The sequence below is a fragment of the Janibacter sp. YB324 genome (assembly GCF_014217915.1).
Classification (GTDB): domain Bacteria; phylum Actinomycetota; class Actinomycetes; order Actinomycetales; family Dermatophilaceae; genus Janibacter; species Janibacter indicus.
This window is the reverse complement of sequence record NZ_CP060120.1, coordinates 611,949-633,997: the sequence shown is the minus strand read 5'-3', so window position 1 is coordinate 633,997 and position 22,049 is coordinate 611,949. Positions and strand designations below refer to the sequence as shown.

The 22,049-nt window shown below is 71.2% G+C and carries 21 protein-coding genes and 1 pseudogene; 9 read left to right on the top strand and 13 right to left on the bottom strand.

Features of this window, described 5'->3' with window-relative positions; translation table 11 throughout:
• Positions 1 to 35: 35 nt before the first annotated feature.
• Both H7A72_RS03185 and H7A72_RS03180 read right to left on the bottom strand, forming a co-directional pair.
• On the bottom strand, positions 36 to 473 hold the full coding sequence (locus H7A72_RS03185; RefSeq protein WP_185221602.1) for a hypothetical protein: 438 nt from the start codon (positions 471 to 473) through the stop codon (positions 36 to 38).
• A gap of 59 nt (positions 474 to 532) precedes the next feature.
• Positions 533 to 982 carry a hypothetical protein gene (locus tag H7A72_RS03180; protein WP_185221601.1) on the bottom strand — a complete coding sequence of 150 codons (450 nt, stop codon included), beginning with the start codon at positions 980 to 982 and terminating at the stop codon, positions 533 to 535.
• Positions 983 to 1,432: 450 nt separating this feature from the next.
• On the opposite strand from H7A72_RS03180, the gene H7A72_RS03175 reads away from it, so the two are divergent.
• A complete protein-coding gene (locus H7A72_RS03175) occupies positions 1,433 to 1,786 on the top strand; it encodes a hypothetical protein (RefSeq protein WP_185221600.1) in 354 nt (117 codons plus the stop codon).
• A gap of 784 nt (positions 1,787 to 2,570) precedes the next feature.
• On the opposite strand, the gene ychF is transcribed toward H7A72_RS03175, so the two are convergent.
• Genes ychF through H7A72_RS03160 form a run of 3 tightly spaced genes read right to left on the bottom strand, consistent with a single transcriptional unit; the run spans position 2,571 to position 4,531 of the window.
• Entirely contained in the window at positions 2,571 to 3,656 is a 1,086-nt protein-coding gene (gene ychF, locus H7A72_RS03170; protein WP_185221599.1) for a redox-regulated ATPase YchF, read from the bottom strand.
• A 12-nt stretch (positions 3,657 to 3,668) separates the two neighbouring features.
• Positions 3,669 to 3,980, bottom strand: a complete 312-nt coding sequence (locus H7A72_RS03165) for a hypothetical protein (RefSeq protein ID WP_072623819.1) — start codon at positions 3,978 to 3,980, stop codon at positions 3,669 to 3,671.
• Positions 3,977 to 4,531 (bottom strand): NUDIX hydrolase, encoded by a 555-nt coding sequence (locus tag H7A72_RS03160; protein ID WP_223277758.1) that lies wholly within the window; start codon positions 4,529 to 4,531, stop codon positions 3,977 to 3,979. Before H7A72_RS03160 ends, H7A72_RS03165 begins: the two co-directional genes overlap by 4 nt.
• Positions 4,532 to 4,643: 112 nt before the next feature.
• Here H7A72_RS03160 and H7A72_RS03155 point away from each other — a divergent pair, with 112 nt between their 5' ends.
• Both H7A72_RS03155 and H7A72_RS03150 read left to right on the top strand, forming a co-directional pair.
• Positions 4,644 to 6,428 carry an HNH endonuclease signature motif containing protein gene (locus H7A72_RS03155; protein ID WP_223277880.1) on the top strand — a complete coding sequence of 595 codons (1,785 nt, stop codon included), beginning with the start codon at positions 4,644 to 4,646 and terminating at the stop codon, positions 6,426 to 6,428.
• Between the two features lie 53 nt (positions 6,429 to 6,481).
• The gene (locus H7A72_RS03150) at positions 6,482 to 7,690 is read left to right on the top strand and encodes a DNA recombination protein RmuC (protein WP_185221597.1); all 1,209 of its coding nucleotides are present in this window, start codon (positions 6,482 to 6,484) and stop codon (positions 7,688 to 7,690) included.
• A gap of 124 nt (positions 7,691 to 7,814) precedes the next feature.
• On the opposite strand, the gene hutI is transcribed toward H7A72_RS03150, so the two are convergent.
• The 4 genes from hutI to hutH are packed head-to-tail and all read right to left on the bottom strand — an operon-like array spanning position 7,815 to position 13,274.
• Positions 7,815 to 8,975, bottom strand: coding sequence for an imidazolonepropionase (gene hutI / locus H7A72_RS03145; RefSeq protein ID WP_185221596.1), 1,161 nt, complete (start codon positions 8,973 to 8,975; stop codon positions 7,815 to 7,817).
• A 2-nt stretch (positions 8,976 to 8,977) separates the two neighbouring features.
• Positions 8,978 to 9,994, bottom strand: coding sequence for a formimidoylglutamase (gene hutG, locus H7A72_RS03140; RefSeq protein WP_185222276.1), 1,017 nt, complete (start codon positions 9,992 to 9,994; stop codon positions 8,978 to 8,980).
• Positions 9,995 to 9,996: 2 nt separating this feature from the next.
• A complete protein-coding gene (locus tag H7A72_RS03135; protein ID WP_185221595.1) occupies positions 9,997 to 11,685 on the bottom strand; it encodes a urocanate hydratase in 1,689 nt (562 codons plus the stop codon).
• Between the two features lie 35 nt (positions 11,686 to 11,720).
• Positions 11,721 to 13,274, bottom strand: coding sequence for a histidine ammonia-lyase (gene hutH / locus H7A72_RS03130; protein ID WP_185221594.1), 1,554 nt, complete (start codon positions 13,272 to 13,274; stop codon positions 11,721 to 11,723).
• Positions 13,275 to 13,418: 144 nt separating this feature from the next.
• Between hutH and H7A72_RS03125 the strand changes: the two genes are divergently transcribed.
• Positions 13,419 to 14,159 carry an IclR family transcriptional regulator gene (locus H7A72_RS03125; protein WP_185221593.1) on the top strand — a complete coding sequence of 247 codons (741 nt, stop codon included), beginning with the start codon at positions 13,419 to 13,421 and terminating at the stop codon, positions 14,157 to 14,159.
• Positions 14,160 to 14,211: 52 nt separating this feature from the next.
• Here the strand turns inward: H7A72_RS03125 and H7A72_RS03120 are convergent, their stop codons facing one another.
• Entirely contained in the window at positions 14,212 to 15,264 is a 1,053-nt protein-coding gene (locus H7A72_RS03120; RefSeq protein ID WP_185221592.1) for a 4-hydroxy-3-methylbut-2-enyl diphosphate reductase, read from the bottom strand.
• Between the two features lie 79 nt (positions 15,265 to 15,343).
• On the opposite strand from H7A72_RS03120, the gene xseA reads away from it, so the two are divergent.
• The 3 genes and pseudogenes from xseA to H7A72_RS03105 all read left to right on the top strand — a co-directional run.
• Positions 15,344 to 16,576 (top strand): exodeoxyribonuclease VII large subunit, encoded by a 1,233-nt coding sequence (gene xseA / locus H7A72_RS03115; RefSeq protein ID WP_185221591.1) that lies wholly within the window; start codon positions 15,344 to 15,346, stop codon positions 16,574 to 16,576.
• A 26-nt stretch (positions 16,577 to 16,602) separates the two neighbouring features.
• Positions 16,603 to 16,836 carry an exodeoxyribonuclease VII small subunit gene (locus H7A72_RS03110; protein WP_185221590.1) on the top strand — a complete coding sequence of 78 codons (234 nt, stop codon included), beginning with the start codon at positions 16,603 to 16,605 and terminating at the stop codon, positions 16,834 to 16,836.
• Between the two features lie 44 nt (positions 16,837 to 16,880).
• Positions 16,881 to 17,075 (top strand): annotated as a pseudogene (locus H7A72_RS03105) (NUDIX domain-containing protein); the annotation flags it as partial.
• A gap of 41 nt (positions 17,076 to 17,116) precedes the next feature.
• Here H7A72_RS03105 and H7A72_RS03100 read toward each other — a convergent pair.
• Complete coding sequence (locus tag H7A72_RS03100) at positions 17,117 to 17,809, bottom strand: DUF4245 domain-containing protein (RefSeq protein ID WP_185221589.1); 693 nt, start codon at positions 17,807 to 17,809, stop codon at positions 17,117 to 17,119.
• 99 nt (positions 17,810 to 17,908) lie between these two features.
• Between H7A72_RS03100 and glpX the strand changes: the two genes are divergently transcribed.
• Both glpX and H7A72_RS03090 read left to right on the top strand, forming a co-directional pair.
• Positions 17,909 to 18,928, top strand: a complete 1,020-nt coding sequence (glpX, locus tag H7A72_RS03095) for a class II fructose-bisphosphatase (protein ID WP_185221588.1) — start codon at positions 17,909 to 17,911, stop codon at positions 18,926 to 18,928.
• A 4-nt stretch (positions 18,929 to 18,932) separates the two neighbouring features.
• On the top strand, positions 18,933 to 19,895 hold the full coding sequence (locus H7A72_RS03090; protein ID WP_185221587.1) for a PfkB family carbohydrate kinase: 963 nt from the start codon (positions 18,933 to 18,935) through the stop codon (positions 19,893 to 19,895).
• 10 nt (positions 19,896 to 19,905) lie between these two features.
• Here the strand turns inward: H7A72_RS03090 and H7A72_RS03085 are convergent, their stop codons facing one another.
• Both H7A72_RS03085 and H7A72_RS03080 read right to left on the bottom strand, forming a co-directional pair.
• Positions 19,906 to 21,159: an ABC transporter ATP-binding protein gene (locus H7A72_RS03085; RefSeq protein ID WP_185221586.1), complete on the bottom strand. Its 1,254-nt coding sequence runs from the start codon at positions 21,157 to 21,159 to the stop codon at positions 19,906 to 19,908.
• Positions 21,160 to 21,190: 31 nt separating this feature from the next.
• Positions 21,191 to 22,048, bottom strand: a complete 858-nt coding sequence (locus H7A72_RS03080) for a carbohydrate ABC transporter permease (RefSeq protein ID WP_072623804.1) — start codon at positions 22,046 to 22,048, stop codon at positions 21,191 to 21,193.
• Between the last annotated feature and the right edge of the window lies 1 nt (position 22,049).

Here is a 22,049-nt window from a genome sequence, read left to right as displayed (position 1 = left end):
GTCGATGTCGCCGTCGACGCGCTCGCGTGACGGCGTCAGCCGTCGACGCGCTCGCGCATCACGCGCGCGGTCCAGACGACATCCTCCTCGTCGTACTCGAAGTGCACGACGCGGTCGTCGACCTCGTAGAGATCCCATTCATCGCTGCGAGACGCCGTCGGCTCGCCGAGCGCAGCACGAACGCCGTCCCTGGTGTACTCCTCGAGGCCGCTGATGAGCGTGGCCCGGCCGGGATACGCGTCGAAGCCGCCATGCGCGACGACGTAGAACGACACCTGCATCAGCCCCTGCTCGTCGAACACGAAGCCGACGCCGCTCTTGTAGTAGCTCACATAGTGCGCGAACGGGCCCTTGAAGGTCTCAGTCTTCGCCTTGCCCTGCTGCTGCTCCATGATCGCCTGGACTGCTGCGTCATCCTCAGCGAGGCCGAGCACGGCAAGGTACGGAGCGCAGTCACCGGTGATGGTCGTCATCAGTCCATCCTCATGGTCGAGTCACGCGTGGGCAGGCACGTCAGGAAACGCTAGCAGCGTCAATCCTCCACGCCGGCGATCGTCATCGAGACGACCTCGACGCGGCCGCGCTGATAGTCGAAGCGCAAATAGTGATCGCCGTAGCGATAGAGGTCCATGATCTGGCTTGCACGATCAGGCTCGCCGAGGAGCGCCTCGACCTCGCCACGGGTGCTCTCGCCGTCGAGCCCCTCGATGAACGCGGCGGGGTCGCGGTAGGTCGGCTCGCCTGCGTCGGAGCGCAGCGGGATGCGGATCACGATGGGCTCTCCGCCGCGGAGTCTGATGCTGCCTCCGGTCGCGGCGTAGTGGAGCATGAGGTCGGTCCCGCCGTTGGGGCGCTCGTACTCCTCGGACTCCATGCCGGGACCGAGGAGTGCGAAGGCCGTGCCGATCGCGGTCGCATCGCCGGCGAGCGCAGCGTCGAAGACACCGATCTCACCCGGCGGAAGGGTTCGGGGCGCTGTCATGGTCACCATCTCGCGACGTTGGCGGCTCGGATCCTCGCCATCATCTCATCGATCGTCGTGCCCGGCACTCCCTGCTCCCGCAGCGTGCTTCGGTGCGCCGCGAGGCCGACCCTCGTGGCTGCGGGGAGATCTGCTGCATCCTGCTGGATCTGAGCATCGGAGTTCTTGTGTCCGTGCGTGCGGCCGGCACGGTGCTGCACGTCGGTGATCGCGACTGCGGTCGCGTCACGTTCGACGGCGTTTCGCTCCCACGGATGGAGGGCCCGACCATACCGCTCGAGGGCTGCGACGAGCGCTGCCTTCGAGGGGATGTGGTCCTACTCGAGTCCGCCCTGGCCGCCGTTCCGTCGGGCGACCGCCTTGAGGTCGCCGTACTGTCCGATGTCGCACTGGCCCGGCCTCGCGTCCCCGCGCTCGGCTCGATCGATCCGCCGGCGATCCCGTGTGATCATGCGGTCGAGCTGCCTCGACCGCATCGACGCGATCATCATCAACCAGATCGTGCCCGCCTACCATTCACCCGGGGGCACCGGCAATGCGCGCACGCGTCCGCTCATGTGCCCGCATCTCGTTCTCCTGCGCCTCGTCGGCGAATGGCCGGCAATCGCAATCACCATCACGCAGAATGAGTCCGCCGTGCACAGTAGGCGTGAACCGGCTCAAAAACCGCGAATGGGCGACTTCGTGCGACAGCTAACGATTAGCGCAGGATTCGCGGATGGACTTCACATCAAAGAGCCCACTTTGTCGGCCGCGATCGGAAGACGCGTCATTCCTCCGACTCTGGACGTCTGCCACGCCTGATGAGCCAAGCGCACCTTTACGCATGGACGCCAGATAAACAGGGCTGTTCGCACCTGCGTCTTTCCCCACCCCTCACCGGGGGGACCCGATGGTTGCCAGGAAGTTCGCCGTGGAGATCCCTGCGAACACGAGCAGGGTCACCCCCATCCAGGGCCCCACGGGCCGACTGGTCGGTGCTTGCGTTCTCCTCAGGCGGCCGACCATGACAGCGAGACCGATGGCTTGGACGACCCCAGGCCCGCCAGTGACGGATCCCGGAGGAAGACGGCCAGCGGCAGGAAGTGCAGCAAGACCACGACTGCGACCCACCACGCCATCCAGCGCCCCTGGCCCCGCCGCGCGAGGACGAAGCAGCGGCTCAAGAAGTCTTCAGACAACCTTTTTTGAATGGGCGCCAGGTCTGTTGACGTGATTCCTGGGTACGCCAACCCCATTGGGCCAAGGCGAGTGGCGACCCACCGCTCCAAAGCCACACGAGCTTCGCGTAGCATCCGCCGGTCCTCACGCCGTTCTGCAACAGAACCACCGACAACCTGCGTCAGGTATCCACCGAGCAGTGCGCGACGAGAGCGAGCGCAGGAACAATCAAGTCCAGAAGATCCATAACTTCATCCCAGATTCGTGACTGATTCTCTTTTACAGTTACGCACGCGCTTCGTTTGCGAAGTGAACGTCCCAGAATCGAATTGTACTCGTGCCGTACCGTCCCGTTCCGCCCAGGGATCGAGGCGATACGGAAGGGGTTAGCAAGAACGGTGAAGCGGCTTTGACCGCATTGTGCGACTCACACATTGAATCTAAACTCCACCACGTCGCCATCAGCCATGACGTAGTCCTTGCCCTCCATGCGCACCTTGCCGGCGGCCTTCGCCTCGGCCATCGAGCCGAGCCTGTCGAGGTCCTCGAAGGAGACGACCTCAGCCTTGATGAAGCCGCGCTCGAAGTCGGTGTGGATGACACCGGCGGCCTTGGGCGCGGTGTCGCCCTTGTGGATCGTCCACGCGCGCGACTCCTTGGGGCCGGCGGTGAGGTAGGTCTGCAGACCGAGGGTGTTGAAGCCCTTGCGCGCCAGCTGGTCCAGACCCGGCTCGTCGATGCCGACACCCTCGAGCAGCTCGCGGGCGTCCTCGTCGTCGAGCTCGGCGACCTCGGACTCGAGCTTGGCGTTGAGGAAGATCGCCTCGGCCGGCTCGACGAGCGCCTGCCACTGGGCCTGCAGGTCGGTGTCGGTCAGCTGGTCCTCGTCGACGTTGAAGACGTAGAGGAAGGGCTTGGTCGTGAGCAGCCCGAGCTGTGAGGCGATGGTCATGTCGACCCCGGCCGCGGCCCCCTTCGCGAAGAGGGTGTCGCCGGCCTCGAGGACCCCGCGGGCGGCGAGCGCCGTGTCGAGGACGTCCTTGTCGGTCTTCTTGCCCTTGACCTCCTTCTCGATCCGCGGGATCGCGGACTCGAGGGTCTGCAGGTCGGCGAGCACGAGCTCGGTGTTGATCGTCTCCATGTCGGAGGCGGGGTCGATCTTGCCGTCGACATGCGTCACGTCGTCGTCGACGAAGGCGCGCACCACCTGGCAGATCGCGTCGGACTCACGGATGTTGGCGAGGAACTTGTTGCCCAGCCCCTCCCCTTCGCTCGCACCACGGACGATGCCGGCGATGTCGACGAAGGAGACGGTCGCGGGCAGGATCTTCTCGCTGCCGAAGATCTCGGCGAGCCGGCCCAGCCGCGCGTCCGGCAGCGGGACGACGCCGACATTGGGCTCGATGGTCGCGAAGGGGTAGTTCGCGGCGAGGACGTTGTTCTTGGTCAGTGCGTTGAACATCGTCGACTTGCCGACGTTGGGGAGACCGACGATTCCGATGGAGAGTGCCACGGGGACAGGAGTCTAACCGCGCGAAGGGGGAACCCCGGCCTCGTCGGCCCTGCCGCGGGCGTCGCCGGCCGCGACCCAGCGCCGCAGCAGCACCCGCACGATCCACCAGAGCGCGACGAAGAGCACGAGCAGACCGAGCAGGCGCGGCCACGAGCCACCCGAGGTGGCGACGACGGGGACGAGGAGGAGGGTGCAGGCAGCGGGCAGCGCGGCCAGCAGCAGCACGAGGTCCTTGACCGTCTCGCGACCCCACAGCGACCACAGGAGGGTCGGGCTCGTCGGCTGGCGGCGGGGCAGCTCGAGGTCGTCGAGGGGGTCGCTCACGGGTCGACCCGATCGGTGGAGTTCTCGAGGTAGAGCGTGGCGTCGGCCGCGACCGCCTCGGCGATCATCGCAGCGGTGTAGGGCGCGACCCGCTCGCCGACTGTGGCGACGTCGACCCAGTGGACCGCCTTGATCTCGCGGGCCTGCAGGACCGCGTCGTCGAGGAAGGACTCCGGCACCGTCCCGAGGTCGAAGAGGCACAGCAGCGCGTCGTCCCACCCGCGATAGGGCGGCAGCCAGTTGACCGCGAGCATGCCGCGGACGGTGACCTCGAGGCCCAGCTCCTCGCGGACCTCACGGACGACGCAGTCGGCCGGGGACTCCCCCGGGTCGACGATGCCGCCGGGCAGGTCCTGGTCGCGCTTGTAGACCAGCTCGCACAGGGCGACCCGACCGGCCTCGTCGCGCAGGAGGCCCTGGGCGATGAGGCGCTTCTTGGGCAGGCGGGCGTTGAGCACCTTGATGAAGGTGAGCCGGCCGGTCTCCGTCGCGAGGTCGGGCCGGGTCGTCGCGGACTTGACCTCGTCCTCGGTGGGCTCCTGGCTCGTCATGGCCACGAGGCTACCTGCGCTCCTTCTCCCTTCGTCCGCAGCGTTGTCGGTGGTCGACGAGAGCATGGGTCATGGGTCGTCGACGATGACGAAGGGGGATGACGTGACGGTCATGCAGATGGGCACGGTGGAGGCCGAGGCGCTCGGCGAGGTGAGGTCCGAGACAGGTCCAGGCGACGCGGTCGAAGAAGCAGCCGGCGACGCGGCCGCAGGCGCCGCCCGCGACGCAGACCGGTGGCTCGAGGGGGTGCTGGCCTCGGTGGCGCGGGCCCGTGACCGGGCGGTGCGCGGCGCCTCCCGGCTCGACGACGGGCAGCTGGAGCGGGCGCTCGTCGCGACCGAGGCGGTGCGGCGAGCCGTCGACGGCCTCGAGCTCGTGCTCGTCGCCGAGGTCGGGCGCCGGGGCGAGGAGCGCGGGCCGGACGGGCGCTACCGCGAGGTGCGGTTGCCGGAGGGCACGGTCGCCGAGATGGCTCCCGACGCGGTGGCCGTCGCCACCGGCATCGGTCCCACCGAGGCGAGCCGACGGTGCGCCGTCGCCTCCCGAGCCGCGACCGACCTGGCCGCGCTGGCGGGACTCGTCGCCGAGGGCCGGCTCGGGCGCCGGGCCCTCGAGCAGGTGCACAAGCACACGAGCGACACCGCGCCCGAGACGACCGCGGCCATCGTCGAGCACCTGCTCGGCGAGCGTCGCGGGGCGCCGGGCTCGATCCGGATCATCGACATGGAGCCACACGAGGTCGCCAAGACCTGCCGGCGCCTCATCACGCGCCTCGAGCCCGACCTCATGCAGGCCCGGGCCGACGCCAACCGCGCCGCCAAGCTCGACGTGCGCACCGAGGCCGGTGCCGTCGGCACGACCTGGCTCACGGCGGTGCTGCCGAGCGAGGTGGGCGCGGCGATCAAGGCGGCGGTCGACGCCGCCGGTCAGCGGTGGCGCGCCGACGACCCCGATATGCCGATCGGCACGGCCCGGGCGATGGGTCTGGCCGACCTCGTGCTCTGCGGCAGCGAGGTCACCGCCGAGGTGCGGCTCGGGGTGCCGGTCATCGCGTCTGCGGTCTCCCGGCTGACCTTCGCACCCGTCGTCGACCCGAGCTGCCCGGTGTGCCGCGGTGAGCGGGACGTGCTCTTCGAGGACATGCTCGAGGAGGGCCTGACCTGTGCCGAGCCCCAGCACGCTCACCTGCGGCTCGTCACCGGCGAGGGGCCCGACCAGGTCGACGTCCTCGGCGAGGAGTGGATGAGCGACGACGTGACGACCCAGGTGCGGGTCGGTGGTGGCGACCGGTGGGTGTCGGGGACGACGATCCCGGGCGTCGGCTTCGTCCCGCCCGACGTCGTCGCGGCGATCGTCGCGCGTCTCGACACCCGGGTCGGGCGCGCGATGCTCGATGCGCGCACCGGCACCCTGCTCGAGACGTCGACGTCGAGCTACGCGATCCCGTGGGCGCAGCGCGAGTTCGTCGCCACGCGTGACGGCACCTGTCGCATGTGGGGCTGCGAGCGCCCCGTCGAGTCACGTCGGCTCGGCTGGGCCGCCGACGTCGATCATGCGACACCCTGGCCGCAGGGCGAGACGAGCCCGGCCAACCTCTCGGACCTGTGCCGGCACCACCACCGGGTCAAGCACTCCACACGCTGGAGCCACCGGCTGCGCGAGGACGGCTCGACCGAGTGGGTCACGCCCGGCGGGGTCGTCGCCTTCACCTTCCCGGTGCACGCGGTGGACGAAGGGGAGGAGGCTTCGTCCCCGCTGACGGGGACCGACGAGCCCGACGAAGGGAGCCCCGCCTCCCCTTCGTCCCCACCCGTGGGGACCAACGCGGCCGTCACGCAGGACTCGTCCCCGCTGGCGGGGACCAACGCGGCCGAGGAGGGTGCGCCGCCCTTCTGATCGGCTGCAGCCGACGTCCCACGACTGTCAGGGGTCGCTGGTTGGCTGGGGCCATGGACATCACGACTCTCATCACGGGACTGCTCCTCGGCCTCGTCGTCGGCGGTCTGCTCGTGTGGCTGACCGGGCGCGCAGAGGTGGCCGGCCTGCGAGCAGAGCGCGACGGGCTGCGCGAGCGGATCGACGAGATCGCAGCGGTCCATGATGACGACTCCCGCACGGCTGCGGCTCTCGCCCCCATGGGCGAGGTGCTGCAGCGGGTCTCGCGCAAGGTCGACGAGCTCGAGCGCGACCGGGTCGACCAGTTCGCGTCGGTGCGCGAAGCGCTGGGTCGCGTCGAGCAGACGACGACCCGGGTCGGCCACGAGGCCTCGTCGCTCGCCTCGTCCCTGCGCATCTCGTCGGTGCGCGGGGCATGGGGCGAAGTCCAGCTGCGACGGGTGCTCGAGGTGTCGGGGATGCTCGCGCGCACGGACTTCGAGGAGCAGGCCCAAGGCGTGGCGCGCGACGACCGTGCGGTGCGCCCCGACGTCGTGGTGCACCTGCCCGGCGGCAAGCACCTCGTCATCGACGCCAAGGCGCCGATGTCGCACTGGCTGCAGGCGCAGGCCGACGACATCGACCCCGGTGAGCGTGACCGCCTGCTCGAGGGACACGCGGCAGCGCTGCGCGCGCACGTCGACACCCTGGCGGGCAAGGCCTACTGGACCGCCTTCAACCCCTCGCCCGAGATGGTCGTGTGCTTCGTCCCCTCCGACGCGACGCTGGCGGCTGCCCTCGCGCGGGTGCCCGGCCTGCACGAGGAGGCCATGGCGGCGCGGGTCGTGCTCGTCTCCCCGAGCACCCTGCTCGCGCTGCTGCGCACCGTCGCCTTCGCGTGGCAGCAGGACACGGTGACGAGCGAAGCCCGCGAGCTGCTGTCGGTCGGCCGTGAGCTTTATGCCCGACTGGCGACGCTCGGGGAGCACGCGACCCGCATGGGCCGCTCGCTGCAGCGATCCGTCGACGACTACAACCGGCTCGTCGGGTCGCTCGAGAGCCGGGTGCTCGTCAGTGCCCGACGCATGCACGAGCTCGGTCTCGCGACCGACGGCTTGGCCGAGGTCGAGCCGGTGTCGGTGGCCCCGCGCCCACTCACCGCGCCTGAGCTGCTCGACGCCGTCGCGGCGCCCGACGTCCGCCCCGAGCTGGACGTCGACATGCCGCCGCGCCGGTCGGAGGGTGGTCGCAGGACCAGCACGGATCAGGAGGAGGCGTCATGACGCCACCCACGACCCCGGACTGGGTGACGCCCTGGGGCCGGGACTGAGCTCCTCCCCTTCGCCCGCATTTCCCTAGGGAAATGACAGCGGCCCTCCGCATTTCCCTGGGGAAATGCGCAGTCCCTCAGACTTCCAGCGTCCGGGCGATCGGCACCCCGGCGCGGTAGCTCAGGTGCAGGTGGTTGGGCGCCTCCAGGACGGCGAGATCCGCCCGCGCGCCCACCTCGATCCGGCCGATGTCCTCGCGGTGCAGCGCGCGGGCACCACCGAGGGTCGCCGCGACGACCGCCTCGCTCGGGGTCAGCCCCATCTCGCGCACGGCGAGCGCGATGACGAAGGGCATCGAGCTCGAGTAGCAGGTACCCGGGTTGCAGTCGCTCGCGAGCGCGATGGACACCCCCGCGTCGAGCAGCGCCCGCGCGTCCGGCCACGGTGAGCGGGTCGAGAACTCCACCCCGGGCAGCAGCGTCGCCGTCGTCGTCCCGGCCAACTGCACGAGGGCGTCGACGTCGGCGTCCGAGAGGTAGGTGCAGTGGTCGACGCTCGCCGCGCCGAGCTCGCAGGCGAGCTGCACACCCGGCCCGTGGCCGAGCTGGTTGCCGTGGACCCTCAGCCCGAGCCCGGCGGCGCGCCCCGCGACCAGGACCTCGCGGGACTCGTCCCCGGTGAAGGCGTGCGGCGAGTGCGGCTCGCAGAAGACGTCGACCCACCGAGCGTGCGGCGCGCACGCCGCGAGCATCTCCCCCGTCACGAGCGAGACGTAGCCGGCGCGGTCCTCGCGGGCCTCGGCCGGCACGACGTGCGCGCCGAGATAGGTCACCTCGTCGGTGACCTCGGCGGCGAGCCGCAGCGCCCGCTCCTCGTCGGCGACGGTGAGCCCGTAGCCGGACTTCACCTCGACGGTCGTCGTGCCCAGCGCGCGCATCTCGGCGACACGTGCCTCGAGCGCGGCGCGCAGCCACCCGTCGCTCGCCCCCCGGGTCGCGGCGACCGACACCCCGATGCCCCCGCCGTCGTAGGCCTGCCCGGCCATCCGCGCGGCGAACTCCGCGGACCGGTCGCCCGCGAAGACGAGATGGGCGTGACTGTCGACGAAACCGGGTATGACACAACGCCCTTCGACGTCGATGACCGCGTCAGCCGCAGGCGCCGACGCGGCCGGCCCCACCCACGCGATGTGCCCGGCGTCGACGACGAGCGCGTGGTCGGCGCGGGTACCGACGCCCCCTTCGCCCGTGCCGTCGCAGGTGACGAGCTCACCGATGTTGGTCACGAGGGTCGACATGCTCAGGCCTCCTGCTGGCGTGGGGTGCTGGCGTGGCGAGTGATGATCCGGTGGATCAACCGGGCGGCGACCCGCGCGGTCCGCTGGTCGACGTCGAGCCGCGGGTTGAGCTCGGTGACGTCGAGGTGGACGAGCTTGCCGGAGGCGACGACGGCGTCGCACACCGCCTGGACGACGAAGGAGGGAACCCCCAGTGCCGCAGGCGCGCTCACGCCGGGCGCCACGGCGGCCGGCAGCACGTCGAGGTCGATCGTCAGGTAGACCGCGTCGACCCCGGCGAGGAAGTCCTCGACGAAGCGCACCGGCGCGCCGGGCTCCTGGCTGTCGTCGTCGAGCAGCCACCGCACGCCGAGCTCGTCGGCGGTGTCAAAGAGCGTGCTCGTGTTGCTCGTGCGCGAGATGCCGACGACGGCGTAGTCGAAGTCGACGCCCGCCTCGTGGCGGTCGGCCGCGATCTGCCGGAAGGGCGTGCCCGACGTCGGCCGCTCAGCCTCCCGCAGGTCGAAGTGCGCGTCGAGGTTGAGCACGCCGAGGCGCGGGTGCGGCCCGAGCCCGAGGTGGCTGCCGTAGGCGGTCTCGTGCCCACCCCCGAGGACGACGGTCAGGTCGGCGCTCTCGCGGGCGGCGGCGACCACCTCGCCGAGGCGACGCTGGCCCCCTTCGAGATCGCCGTCGGTGACCGCGACGTCCCCGTGGTCGACGACCGCGAGGTCCTCGTGCACGGCGAGCGAGGCGAGCGCCGCACGCAGGGCGCCGGGCCCCTCGGCGGCGCCGACCCGACCGTGGTTGCGGCGCACCCCCTCGTCGCTCGCGAAGCCGACGAGCGCGGCGTCCGCCCCACGTTGGTCGAGGCGGGAGGAGCTCTGCGACCACCCTCGAGACAGCAACGCTGGTCGAGGTGCGAGGCCGTCCGCGGCCGAGCCTCGAGACCCCGACCCCGCCTCCTCGACCGTGTGCCAGAACCGCCGGTACGCCGGCCCGTCACCGTCGCTGCGTCCGCTCCAGGCGAAGGGGGCCACGCTCACGCCTCCTGCCCGTCCCGGACGACCGGCTCCATCGGCACACGGACCCCGCGCTCGGCGGCGACCTCGGCGGCTCGCGAGTAGCCGGCGTCGACGTGCCGCAGCACGCCCATGCCGGGGTCGTTGGTGAGCAGTCGGTCGAGCTTCTGCGCGGCGAGGTCGGTGCCGTCGGCGACGCCGACCTGGCCGGCGTGGATCGAGCGGCCGATGCCGACGCCACCACCGTGGTGGATCGACACCCAGGTCGCGCCGGAGCTTGTCGCGGTGAGAGCGTTGAGCAGCGGCCAGTCGGCGATGGCGTCGGAGCCGTCGAGCATCGACTCGGTCTCGCGGTAGGGCGAGGCGACCGAGCCGGAGTCGAGGTGGTCTCGGCCGATGACGATCGGCGCCTTGACCTTGCCCTCGCGCACGAGCTCGTTGAAGAGCAGGCCCGCCTTGTGGCGCTCGCCGTAGCCGAGCCAGCAGATGCGCGCGGGCAGGCCCTCGAACTCGACGAGCTCGCCGGCGGCGTCGAGCCAGCGGTGCAGGTGCTCGTTGTCGGGGAAGAGCTCCTTGAGCGCGGCGTCGGTGACGGCGATGTCCTCGGGGTCACCCGAGAGGGCGACCCAACGGAAGGGCCCGAGTCCCTCGCAGAAGAGCGGCCGGATGTAGGCCGGGACGAAGCCGGGGAACTCGAAGGCCCGCGTGTACCCGGCGTGCCGGGCCTCGTCGCGGATGCTGTTGCCGTAGTCGAAGACCTCGGCGCCCTCGTCCTGGAACTCGACCATCGCCTGCACCTGCGCGGCCATCGACTCGCGCGACTTCTTGGTGAAGCCTTCCGGGTCGGCCTCGGACTCGCGCTGCCACTCGTCGAGCGCGACCTCCGCCGGCAGGTAGCTCAGCGGGTCGTGGGCGCTCGTCTGGTCGGTGACGACGTCGACCTCGACCTCGCCGGCCCGGTGGCGGCGCAGGATCTCGGGGAAGATCTCGGCGGCATTGCCGACGAGACCGACGGACAGGGCGTGGCGCTCCCCCTTCGCCTCCATGACCTTGGCCAGGGCGGTGTCGAGATCGGTCTCGACCTCGTCGAGGTAGCGCTTGGACTGGCGTCGGCGCAGCCGGGTCTCGTCGACGTCGACGATGAGGCAGGCGCCGCCGTTGAGCGTGACGGCGAGCGGCTGCGCGCCACCCATGCCGCCGCAGCCACCGGTGAGGGTGAGGGTGCCGGCGAGCGTGCCACCACACCGCTTGCGCCCCACCGCGGCGAAGGTCTCGTACGTGCCCTGGAGGATGCCCTGGGTCGCGATGTAGATCCACGACCCGGCGGTCATCTGGCCGTACATCATCAGGCCCTCGGCCTCGAGCTTGCGGAACTCCGGCCATGTGGCCCAGTCACCGACGAGGTTGGAGTTGGCGAGGAGCACGCGCGGCGCCCACGGGTTGGTCCGCAGCACGCCGACCGGCTTGCCGGACTGCACGAGGAGGGTCTCGTCGTCGGCGAGGTCGGTGAGCGTGGCGACGATCGCGTCGAAGGCCTCCCACGACCGCGCGGCACGACCGGTGCCGCCGTAGACGACGAGGTCGTCGGGGCGCTCGGCGACCTCGGGGTCGAGGTTGTTCATGAGCATGCGCAGCGGCGCCTCGGTCTGCCAGCTGCGGGCGGTCAGGTCGGTGCCTCGGGGGGCACGCACGGGACGAGCTCCGTCCATGGTGGGACTCCTTTGTCTTCTCGGGTGGATGCAGGTCAGGCCAGGGGGCCGGTGGCGGACTCCGCCGCGGCGAGGACCGACCCGTCGACGACGGCGAGGTGGGCGGCGGCCAGGTCGGGCGCAGCGAAGCGGTCGGGGCCTGGCTCGGTCCGCCCGTGCTTGGCAAGGGCGTCGATGACGGCGGCCGTCGCCGGCGCAGGACGAAGGGGGGCGCGCAACGCGATCCCCCGCGCGGCGGTGTGCAGCTCGACGGCCACGACCCGCGCGAGCGCGTCGACGCTGCGGCGCAGTTTGCGGGCACCGGCCCATCCCATCGACACGTGGTCCTCCTGCATGGCGCTGCTCGGGATCGAGTCGACGCTCGCGGGTGCTGCGAGGCGCTTCATCTCCGAGACCATGCCGGCGGCCGTGTACTGGGCGATCATCAGGCCGGAGTCGGTGCCGGGGTCATCAGCAAGAAATGGAGGAAGTCCGTTGCTGCGCTTGACGTCGAGGAAGCGGTCGGTGCGCCGCTCGCTCATGCTCGCGACGTCGGCGGCGACGATCGCGAGGAAGTCGAGGACGTAGGCCACGGGCGCCCCGTGGAAGTTGCCGTTGGACTCCACCCGACCGTCGAGGGTGACGACGGGGTTGTCGATGGCCGAGGCGAGCTCGTGACCGGCGATCGTCGCGGCGTGCTCGACGGTGTCGCGCGCGCCGCCGTGGACCTGCGGCGCGCAGCGCAGGGAGTAGGCGTCCTGGACCCGGGTGCAGGCGGCGGGGTCGCGGTGGCTGTCACGGATCGGGCTGTCGGAGAGGACCGCTCGCATGTTGGCGGCTGAGAGGGCCTGGCCCGGCTGCGGGCGCAGCGCCTGCAGGTCGGCGGCGAAGACGTCGTCGGTGCCGAGCAGGCCCTCGACGCTCATCGCGGTGGCGATGTCGGCCGTCGTGAGCAGCCGGCGCAGGTCGTGGATCGCCAGGCAGAGCATGCCGAGCATGCCGTCGGTGCCGTTGATGAGGGCCAGGCCCTCCTTCTCGTGCAGCTCGACGGGCGCCAGGTCGGCGGCGGCCAGGGCATCGGCGGCGGGCTGCCGGGTGCCGTCGACGACGACGTCACCCTCACCCATGAGGACGAGCGCGCAGTGGCTGAGCGGGGCGAGGTCGCCGGAGCACCCGAGCGAGCCGTACTCGTGGACGACCGGCGTGATCCCGCGCTGGAGCAGCGCGAGGTAGAGACGCAGAGTCTCCTCGCGGACGCCGGTGCGACCGGTCGCCAGGGTCTGCACGCGCAGCAGCATCAGGGCGCGCACGACCTCCTCCTCGACCGCCTCGCCCATGCCCGCGGCGTGGCTGCGCACGAGCGAGCGCTGCAGCTGGGTGCGCTTGTCGTGCGGGATGTGGGTGGTGGCGAGTGCGCCGAACCCGGTGGAGACGCCGTAGTGCGCCACGGTGTCCTCGGCCAGGCCCTCGATGACGGTGCGGGCCTGGCGGACGCGCCCCCAGGCAGCGTCGCTGATCTCGACGGGGGCGTGGTGGCGGGCGACGGCGACGACCTCGTCGATGGCGAGGGGCCGGTCGCCGAGGACGACGGTGGTGGTGTCGGTGCTCATGGGTCCATGCAACTCCCCGGCGCCGCCCCGCGCAGGACCTCCACAGGCAATACTGTCTCGGATACAAGACACACCACGCCAACGTTGGTCGAGGCGCGAGGAGCTCTGCGACGAGCCTCGAGACCCCACCCGAGAAGGACCCCCGTGCCCAATGCCACCTCCGCCCGTCACGCCCTGCGCGCGCTGACCCACCTGGCCAGCCGCGCCGAACCCGTCCCCGCGGCCCACATCGCTCGCGCCCTGGACCTGCCCCGCAGCAGCACCTACCACCTGCTCGCGGTCCTCGTGGAGCAGGGCTACGCCGTGCACTACGCGGAGGAGCGCACCTACGGCATCGGGGCGGCGGTGCACGAGCTCGGCGCCGGCTACCAGCGCCAGGACCCGTTGCAGCGGCTCGCTCGGCCGCTCGTCGAGCGTCTCGTCGACGCGACGACGCACAACGCCCACCTCGCCGTGCTCTCGGGTCGCGACGTCCTCTACGTCATCGAGGAACGCGCGGCCGGGCGCCCTTCGCTCGTCACCGACGTCGGGGTGCGGCTGCCGGCGACGCTCACCGCGAGCGGTTTGGCGATGCTCGCCGCGCTCCCCCGCCGGCAGGTCACGGCGCTCTACCCCTCGGCGTCGGTCATGGTCGGCGGTGGCCCGACGACGCCGTCGGCGCTACGGCACCTGCTCGTCGACGTGCGGGCCCGTGGGCACGCGGTCGAGGTCGGGAGCGTGTCACCTGACCTGTCGTCCGTGGCCGCCACGGTCCTCGACCGCGACGCTCACCCCGTCGCCGCGGTGGCGGTCACCTATCGCACCGACGACGTCGACGAAGGGGGCGCTGCCCGCCTCGCGCAGGCGGCCGCCGAGACGGCGACGAGGATCAGCCAGCGGTTGTAGTCCCCGCTGGTCGAGGTGCGACGAAGGAGCCTCGAGACCGAGGCCGAGCTCACTAGTGCAGCTGACTCGCGTCGCCGAGGGCGCCGGCGTCGTGCTTCATCTGGTCGCTCATGCCGGCGGCCTTGAGGTCGCGGCGCAGCTCCTTGGGCAGGGCGAAGAGAAGCGACTCCTCGGCGGCCGTGACCGGCTGCGGCTCGCCGTAACCGCGCTCGGCGAGGAAGTCGAGGACCCCGCGCACGAGGATCTCGGGGACCGAGGCGCCGGAGGTGACACCGACGGTGCGCACGCCGTCGAGCCAGGCCTCGTCGATCTCGTCGGCGTAGTCGACGAGGTGCCCGTCGCGCGAGCCGTGCTCGATGGCGACCTCGACGAGGCGCACGGAGTTGGAGGAGTTGCGCGAGCCGACGACGATCATCAGGTCGCAGTCCTTGGCCATCTGCTTGACGGCCAGCTGGCGGTTCTGCGTCGCGTAGCAGATGTCGTCGGAGGGCGGGTCCTGCAGCTTGGGGAACTTGTCCCGCAGCCGGCGCACCGTCTCCATCGTCTCGTCGACCGACAGGGTGGTCTGCGAGAGCCACACGACCTTGTCGGGGTCACGGACCTCGACGTTGGCGACGTCGTCGGGGCCCTCGACGAGGGTGATGTGCTCGGGCGCCTCGCCGGAGGTGCCGACGACCTCCTCGTGCCCCTCGTGGCCGATGAGCAGGATGTCGAAGTCGTCGTCGGCGAAGCGCACGGCCTCGCGGTGCACCTTGGTGACGAGGGGGCAGGTCGCGTCGATCGTCTTGAGGCTGAGGGCCTTGGCCTCCTCGTGGACGATCGGGGCGACGCCGTGGGCGGAGAAGACGACGGTCGCGCCCTCGGGCACCTCGTCGGTCTCCTCGACGAAGATCGCCCCCCTCTTCTCCAGGGTCGTCACGACGTGCTTGTTGTGGACGATCTCCTTGCGCACGTAGACCGGCGGGCCGTAGAGCTCCAGGGCCTTTTCCACCGTGACGACGGCACGGTCGACGCCGGCGCAGTAGCCGCGGGGCGCGGCGAGCAGGACGCGCTTGGCGTCCTGCGGGGCGTCGGTGGCGGCGGTCGGGGTCGCACTCGTGGTCATGCCCTCCATGGTAGGTGAGTGGGCTGAACACGCCCTGACCGCCGCCGGACCGTCCGACGTGGCTGCTTGACTGTGGGCCGTGAGCATCCCCCTTCCCGACAAGGCAGCCGACACCACGGCCGAGCAGCCGTGGCCGGTGCGCCTGCTGAGCATGAAGATCGCCGAGTACGTCGACCGCATGTCGGTGACCTGGGTCGAGGGGCAGGTCGTCCAGCTGACCCGCCGCCCGGGCGCGCGCACCGCGTGGCTGACCCTGCGCGACCCCGACGTCGACATGTCGCTGTCGTGCATGGTCCGGGTCACGGCCCTGGATGCCATGCCGACCCCGCTCGGCGAGGGCGCCCGGGTCGTCGTGCAGGCCAAGCCGAGCTACTGGACCCAGCGTGGGTCGCTGTCGATGGACGTGCGCCAGATCCGCCCGGTCGGCGTGGGCGAGCTGCTCGCCCGCATCGAGTACCTCAAGCAGCACCTGCGCTCCGAGGGGCTCTTCGAGGCCTCGCGCAAGCGGCCGCTGCCCTTCCTCCCGCGACGGGTCGGGCTCGTCTGCGGGCGCGCGAGCGCGGCCGAGCGCGATGTCGTCGAAAATGCCCACCGCCGGTGGCCCGGGCTGCCCTTCGAGATCCGTCAGGTCGCCGTGCAGGGGCCGACGGCCGTGACCGAGGTCAGCGCGGCCATCGCCGAGCTCGACGCCATCGACGAGGTCGACGTCATCATCGTCACCCGCGGCGGCGGGTCGGTCGAGGACCTCCTGCCCTTCAGCAACGAGACGATGGTCCGGGCGGTCGCCGACGCCCGCACCCCCGTCGTCAGTGCCATCGGGCACGACGTCGACACCCCGATCCTCGACCTCGTCGCCGACGTGCGCGCCTCCACGCCCACCGACGCGGCCAAGCTCGTCTGCCCCGACGCCGCCGCCGAGCGTGCCGGGGTGCTCGAGGCGCGCGGTCGTGCCCGGTCCGCGCTCGCCGGGCTCGTCGAGCGCGAACGCCGCGGCCTGGTCCACCTGACGAGCCGTCCCGTGCTCACCGACCGCACCGCCTTCGTGAGGGCGCAGCGCGAGGTGGTCACCTCCCTTCGCCGCCGTGCGCACGGCCGGGTCGAGGCCCGGCTGCACCGCGAGCGCGACCGGGTCTCGCACCTGCGGACGCAGGCGCGGGTCCTCTCGCCCGCCTCCACCCTCGAGCGCGGCTATGCGATCGTCCAACGGCCCGAAGGGGAGGTCGTCGCCTCCCGCACCGACCTCGGGGTCGACGACCTGCTGCGGGTGACGGTCGCCGACGGCGACTTCGCCGTCCGGGTCACCGACTCGTGACCCCGCCCCCACCTAGAGTGGTCGCCATGGCCACCGACCCGCAGCCCGAGCAGGAGCAGCCCGACGTCGCCGACTTGTCCTACGAGGAGGCGCGGCAGGAGCTCATCGAGCTCGTGGCCCGGCTCGAGGGCGGCCAGGCCGGTCTCGAGGAGTCGATGCGCCTGTGGGAGCGGGGCGAGGCCCTGGCCGCGCACTGCGAGGCCTGGCTCGACAAGGCCGAGGCGAGCCTGGGGTCCGAGGGCACGTCCGACGAGGGCTGAGCCTGCCGTGACCGAGCGCCTGCACCGCGTCGCGATGGGGCTGCTCGTCGCCGACGGGCGGGCACATCGAGCCCGGCGAGTCACCGGAGCAGGCCCTGGCCCGCGAGTGCACCGAGGAGATCGGTGTGGCGGTGACCCGGTGGCGCGCGCTCGACCCGTCCGTGGTCCGACTCGGCGAGGACCTGGGGCTGCACACCTTCGTCGTCGACGCCTGGCGCGGCACCCCGGCCGGGGTTTGAGACTCCTGCGACGCCGGGGACGTTATCGGGTCACCCGGACATCATGAGGCGGGTGAGGTGCTGGCGCTCGGGCTCGATCCCGCCTTCGTCACCTTGGCCGGAGTGAGGTGCTCGGCAAACTCCTCGAGCTGCTCCCACGAGCCGGTGCCGGTGACGAGGGTGGTCAGCTCGGTCCGGTCGTCGGGGACGTGGACGAGGCTGCGCTGGACCTTGCCCTCGCGGTCGCGCTGGACCCAGCGGGTGCCGTCGTCGGTCTCGATGCGCCCGATGACCCGGCCCTGGTTGGTCTGGGTGTCGACCCAGTCCTGGCCGGGGTCGACGGCCTGCTGCACCGAGACGTACTGCGCGTCCGGGGTCGTGTAGCCGGCGTTCCACACCATGACATCGCCCTTGGACCGGGCGTAGCGGACACTGGTCGCGACCCAGCCGTCGGGCAGGCCCTCGGCATAGGCGAAGGGCTGACCGGCCTGACCGCCGCGGTACTGGGCGGCGGAGGCGACGTCGACCGACTCCGGCGTCACGCTGTTGGGGCGTGCGGTGACGAGGAAGAGCGCGAGGCCGATCCCGACGATCACGAGCATCGAGCGCATCATGTTGGCGCTCGTGCCCTTGGCGTAGTGGCTCGCTCCCCGGGCCGGGACTCCCTGCTGGGCCGCGAGCTCCGCCGGGGTCGGCTCACGCTCGGGCGCCGACGTCGTGGGGGTCTCGGCCTGGTCGCCGGGGGCAGAACTCATGACGTCCATGGTCGCACGCGCCACAGGCGCGCCCGGACACCTCCCGGCGACCCGGCAGATAGGCTCGGCCCGTCGAGCCGCCCGTCCCGGAGGAGAAGCATGAGCCAGGCCCAGACGTCCGCCCCCAGCGCCGGGGTGATGCACCCCGACCGCAACCTCGCGATGGAGCTGGTGCGGGTCACCGAGGCCGCGGCCCTGGCCGGTGGTCGCTGGGTCGGCCGCGGTGACAAGAACACCGCCGACGGCGCCGCGGTCGACGCGATGCGCTCGATGATCTCCAGCGTGCAGATGAACGGCGTCGTCATCATCGGCGAGGGCGAGAAGGACGAGGCCCCGATGCTCTACAACGGCGAGGAGGTCGGCGACGGCACCGGCCCCTCGTGCGATGTCGCCGTCGACCCCATCGACGGGACGACGCTCACGGCGAAGGGGATGACCAACGCCGTCTCCGTCCTCGCCGTCGCCGACCGGGGCACGATGTACGACCCGAGCGCGGTCTTCTACATGGACAAGCTCGTCACCGGCCCGGAGGCCGCCGATGTCGTCGACATCCGCCTCCCGGTCAAGGAAAACATCAAGCGGATCGCCAAAGCCAAGGGTCAGCAGCCCGAGGACGTCACCGTCGTCATGCTCGACCGTCCGCGCCACGCCGACCTGGCCGACGAGGTCCGCGCCGCCGGCGCGCGCATCCGCTTCATCTCCGACGGCGACGTCGCCGGCGCGATCATGGCCGCCCGTCCCGAGACCGGCATCGACCTGCTCCTCGGCGTGGGCGGCACCCCCGAGGGCATCATCACCGCCTGCGCGATCAAGTGCCTCGGTGGCGTCATCCAGGGGCGCCTCTGGCCGCGCGACGACGAGGAGCGCCAGCACGCGATCGACGCGGGCCACGACCTCGACCAGGTCCTCACGACCGACGACCTCGTGCAGACCGACAACTGCTACTTCGTCGCCACCGGCATCACCGACGGCGAGCTGCTGCGCGGCGTGCGCTACCGCGCCGGGGGCGCCACCACCCACTCGCTCGTCATGCGCAGCAAGTCCGGCACGATCCGCACGGTCGAGGCCCACCACAACCTCACCAAGGTCCAGCGCCTCTCCCCCGAGCTGTCCTCCTGATCCGATGCCTGGCCGCCGCCGCTCCGCACCGCCCGCCCCGACCCTCGTCATGGGCGAGTCCCTCGTCGACGTCGTCGTCGGGGCGGACGGCACGCGCAGCGAGCACGTCGGCGGCAGCCCGCTCAACGTCGCCGTCGGCCTCGCCCGGCTCGACCACCGGGTGACGCTGGCGACCCACTTCGGCCGTGATGCCCACGGCGCCGCGATCGGCGAGCACCTCGCCGAGGCCGGCGTCGACCTCGTGCCCGGCAGCGACCGCGCCGCGGACACCTCGGTCGCGACCGCCACGCTCGACGAGAGCGGCGCCGCGACCTACGACTTCGACATCGACTGGCGCCTGCCCGCGTTGCCGCAGGTGCCGGGCCATGTGCACACCGGGTCGATCGGGGCGCTGCTGCGACCGGGGTGCGTCGACGTGCTCTCGGCGATGTCCGGCGCGGCCCGCACCCACACGGTCTCCTACGACCCCAACTGCCGTCCGGCGCTCTTCCCCGACCCCGAGACCGCTCGCGCCGAGATCGAGCGCCGGGTCGCCGTGAGCGACGTCGTCAAGGCGAGCGACGAGGACCTCGAGTGGCTCCTCGGGCGGCCCCTCGGCCACAACGACATCGCCGAGGTGCTGCGCTCCTGGTGCGACCTCGGCCCCTCCCTCGCGGTGTGCACCCTGGGCGCCGCGGGAGCCCTGGCGATCCTCCCTTCGGGCCGCCGGACCCTGCTGCGCGGCCGGCGCGTCGACGTCGTCGACACCGTGGGTGCCGGCGACTCCTTCATGGCCGGCCTGCTCTCCGGGCTGCTCGACGCGGGTCTGCTGGGCAGCGGCGACGTCAAGGGACGACTGCGCAAGGCGCGGGGCCGGGTCGTCTCCGCCGCGATCGAGCGCGGCATCGAGGCCTCGGCGATCACCGTGACGCGCGCCGGCGCACACCCACCGAGCCGCGCCGACCTCGGGGTCGACGCGGCTCGCTAGCGGTGCTGGATCAGCCGGCGTTGGCCGCCTCGCGGGCACGGGCCCGCTCGAGGCCGCGCTGGCGGTCATCCTCCGACTGACGCGCGATCTCGGCCGCCTTGGCGTCGTCACGGGTGAGGCAGTCACCGGTCTCCGGGTCGAAGACGTGCATCAGCGCGGGGTCGAAGACGAAGCGCCCGTCGTCGCCCTCGCGCACCCGCGAGCGCGGGTCGAGGTTGATGACCATCTGGGTGCGCATGCCCTCACCGTCGAGCTCCTTGTCGAGCTCGTCGAGCTTGTCCTTGACCGGCCCCTCGACGGTGAAGGGCACGTAGGCGTACTGCTCGTTGCCCAGCCACTCCGTCTGGTCGACGGGCGCGTCGAAGCGGATGCCGTCCGCCGGCACGTCACCGAGGTCGGAGTCCTTGATGTGCTCCGGGCGGATGCCGACGATGAGCAGGTCAGCGCTGCCCGCCCGCTCCCGCACGGCCGCGGGCACGGGCACGCGGCAGAAGGGCAGGACGAGCTCGTCGCCCTCGACCGAGGCCGGCAGGAAGTTCATCGGCGGGGTGCCGATGAAGCCGGCGACGAAGAGGTTGACCGGCTGGTCGTAGAGCTCGCGCGGACTGGCGCACTGCTGGAGCACGCCCTTCTTGAGCACCGTGACCCGGTCACCGAGGGTCAGCGCCTCGGTCTGGTCGTGGGTGACGTAGATCGTCGTCGTGCCCATGCGGCGCTGCATCCGGGCGATCTCGGTACGCATCTGCCCGCGCAGCTTGGCGTCGAGGTTGGACAGCGGCTCGTCGAAGAGGAAGGCGTCGGCGTCGCGCACGATCGCCCGCCCCATCGCGACGCGCTGCCGCTGACCTCCGGAGAGGTTGGCCGGCTTGCGCTCGAGGTGGTCGTCGAGCTCGAGCATCGAGCTGGCCATGCGCACCTTCTGGTCGATCTCCTGGTCGCTGTGCTTGCCCTTGGCCAGGCGAAGGGGGAAGGCGATGTTCTCGAAGACGCTCAGGTGCGGGTAGAGGGCGTAGTTCTGGAAGACCATCGACAGGTTGCGGTCCTTGGGCGACAGGTCGTTGACCCGCGAGCCGTCGATGAGGAGCTCACCGCTCGTGATGTCCTCGAGCCCGACGACCATGCGCAGCAGCGTGGACTTACCGCAGCCGGACGGGCCGACGAAGATCATGAACTCGCCGTCCTTGATGTCCAGGCTCACGTCGTTGACCGCGGGGAAGCCGTCGCCGTACTTCTTGACGATGTTCTTGAGGGTGATCTCAGCCATGGGAGGTACTCCAGTTCTGTGAAGGCGGGGGTCAGCCCTTGACGGCGCCCGAGGTCAGGCCGGCGACGATCCGGCGCTGGAAGATCAGCACGAGGACGACGACGGGGATGGTCACGACGACCGAGGCCGCCATGATCGCGCCCGTCGGCTGCTCGAACTGGCTGGCACCGGTGAAGAAGGCGAGCGCGGCCGGGACCGTGCGCGCCTGGTCGGAGGTCAGCGAGATCGCGAAGACGAAGTCGTTCCACGCGGTGAAGAAGGTGATGATCGCCGTGGTGAAGACGCCCGGGGTCGCCAGCGGGATGATCACCTTGCGGAAGGCCTGCCAACTGCTGGCGCCGTCGACCTGCGCGGCCTGCTCCATCTCCCACGGGATCTGCTGGAAGAAGGCCGACATGGTCCAGATCGACAACGGCAGCGTCAGCGCGAGGTAGGGGGTGATCAGACCGGGGATGGTGTCGAAGAGCCCGACGCGGCTCCACACGTCGAACAGCGGCGTGACCATCGCGACCACGGGGAAGAAGCTGACCGCCAGGGCGGTCGTGAGGATCATCTTCTTGCCCTTGAACTCCAGCCGCGAGATCGCGTAGGCGCAGAACATCGCGAGCACGACCGAGATGAAGGTCGCGAGCAGGCAGACGATGAGCGAGTTGCGCAGCGCCGGCATGAAGAGGTCGCTCGCCCCGCCGCTGAAGATCAGCCGGTAGTTGTCGAGGGTGGGGTCCTTGGGCCAGAAGTTGCCCAGGACCGCGGCCTCGGGGTTGGCGAGGTCCTTGGCGCTCTTCAGCGACAGCGACAACATCCACAGCAACGGCAGGACGGTCCAGATCATGATCGGGATCGCGAGCACCGTCCAGATGCCCGTGCCCTTGGCGGACTCCTTGGCCATG

Coding starts and splice junctions, on each gene's coding strand:
- H7A72_RS03160 (WP_223277758.1), bottom strand. CDS start 4,531: ATGACGAGCCAGGAGCCCACCGAGGACGAGGTCAAGTCCGCGACGACC.
- H7A72_RS03080 (WP_072623804.1), bottom strand. CDS start 22,048: ATGGCCAAGGAGTCCGCCAAGGGCACGGGCATCTGGACGGTGCTCGCG.
- H7A72_RS03090 (WP_185221587.1), top strand. CDS start 18,933: ATGCCTGGCCGCCGCCGCTCCGCACCGCCCGCCCCGACCCTCGTCATG.
- H7A72_RS03175 (WP_185221600.1), top strand. CDS start 1,433: ATGCGGTCGAGCTGCCTCGACCGCATCGACGCGATCATCATCAACCAG.
- H7A72_RS03110 (WP_185221590.1), top strand. CDS start 16,603: ATGGCCACCGACCCGCAGCCCGAGCAGGAGCAGCCCGACGTCGCCGAC.
- H7A72_RS03100 (WP_185221589.1), bottom strand. CDS start 17,809: ATGAGTTCTGCCCCCGGCGACCAGGCCGAGACCCCCACGACGTCGGCG.
- H7A72_RS03155 (WP_223277880.1), top strand. CDS start 4,644: ATGCAGATGGGCACGGTGGAGGCCGAGGCGCTCGGCGAGGTGAGGTCC.
- H7A72_RS03180 (WP_185221601.1), bottom strand. CDS start 982: ATGACAGCGCCCCGAACCCTTCCGCCGGGTGAGATCGGTGTCTTCGAC.
- H7A72_RS03085 (WP_185221586.1), bottom strand. CDS start 21,159: ATGGCTGAGATCACCCTCAAGAACATCGTCAAGAAGTACGGCGACGGC.
- H7A72_RS03120 (WP_185221592.1), bottom strand. CDS start 15,264: ATGACCACGAGTGCGACCCCGACCGCCGCCACCGACGCCCCGCAGGAC.
- glpX (WP_185221588.1), top strand. CDS start 17,909: ATGAGCCAGGCCCAGACGTCCGCCCCCAGCGCCGGGGTGATGCACCCC.
- H7A72_RS03185 (WP_185221602.1), bottom strand. CDS start 473: ATGACGACCATCACCGGTGACTGCGCTCCGTACCTTGCCGTGCTCGGC.
- hutI (WP_185221596.1), bottom strand. CDS start 8,975: ATGTCGACCCTCGTGACCAACATCGGTGAGCTCGTCACCTGCGACGGC.
- H7A72_RS03150 (WP_185221597.1), top strand. CDS start 6,482: ATGGACATCACGACTCTCATCACGGGACTGCTCCTCGGCCTCGTCGTC.
- hutH (WP_185221594.1), bottom strand. CDS start 13,274: ATGAGCACCGACACCACCACCGTCGTCCTCGGCGACCGGCCCCTCGCC.
- H7A72_RS03135 (WP_185221595.1), bottom strand. CDS start 11,685: ATGGACGGAGCTCGTCCCGTGCGTGCCCCCCGAGGCACCGACCTGACC.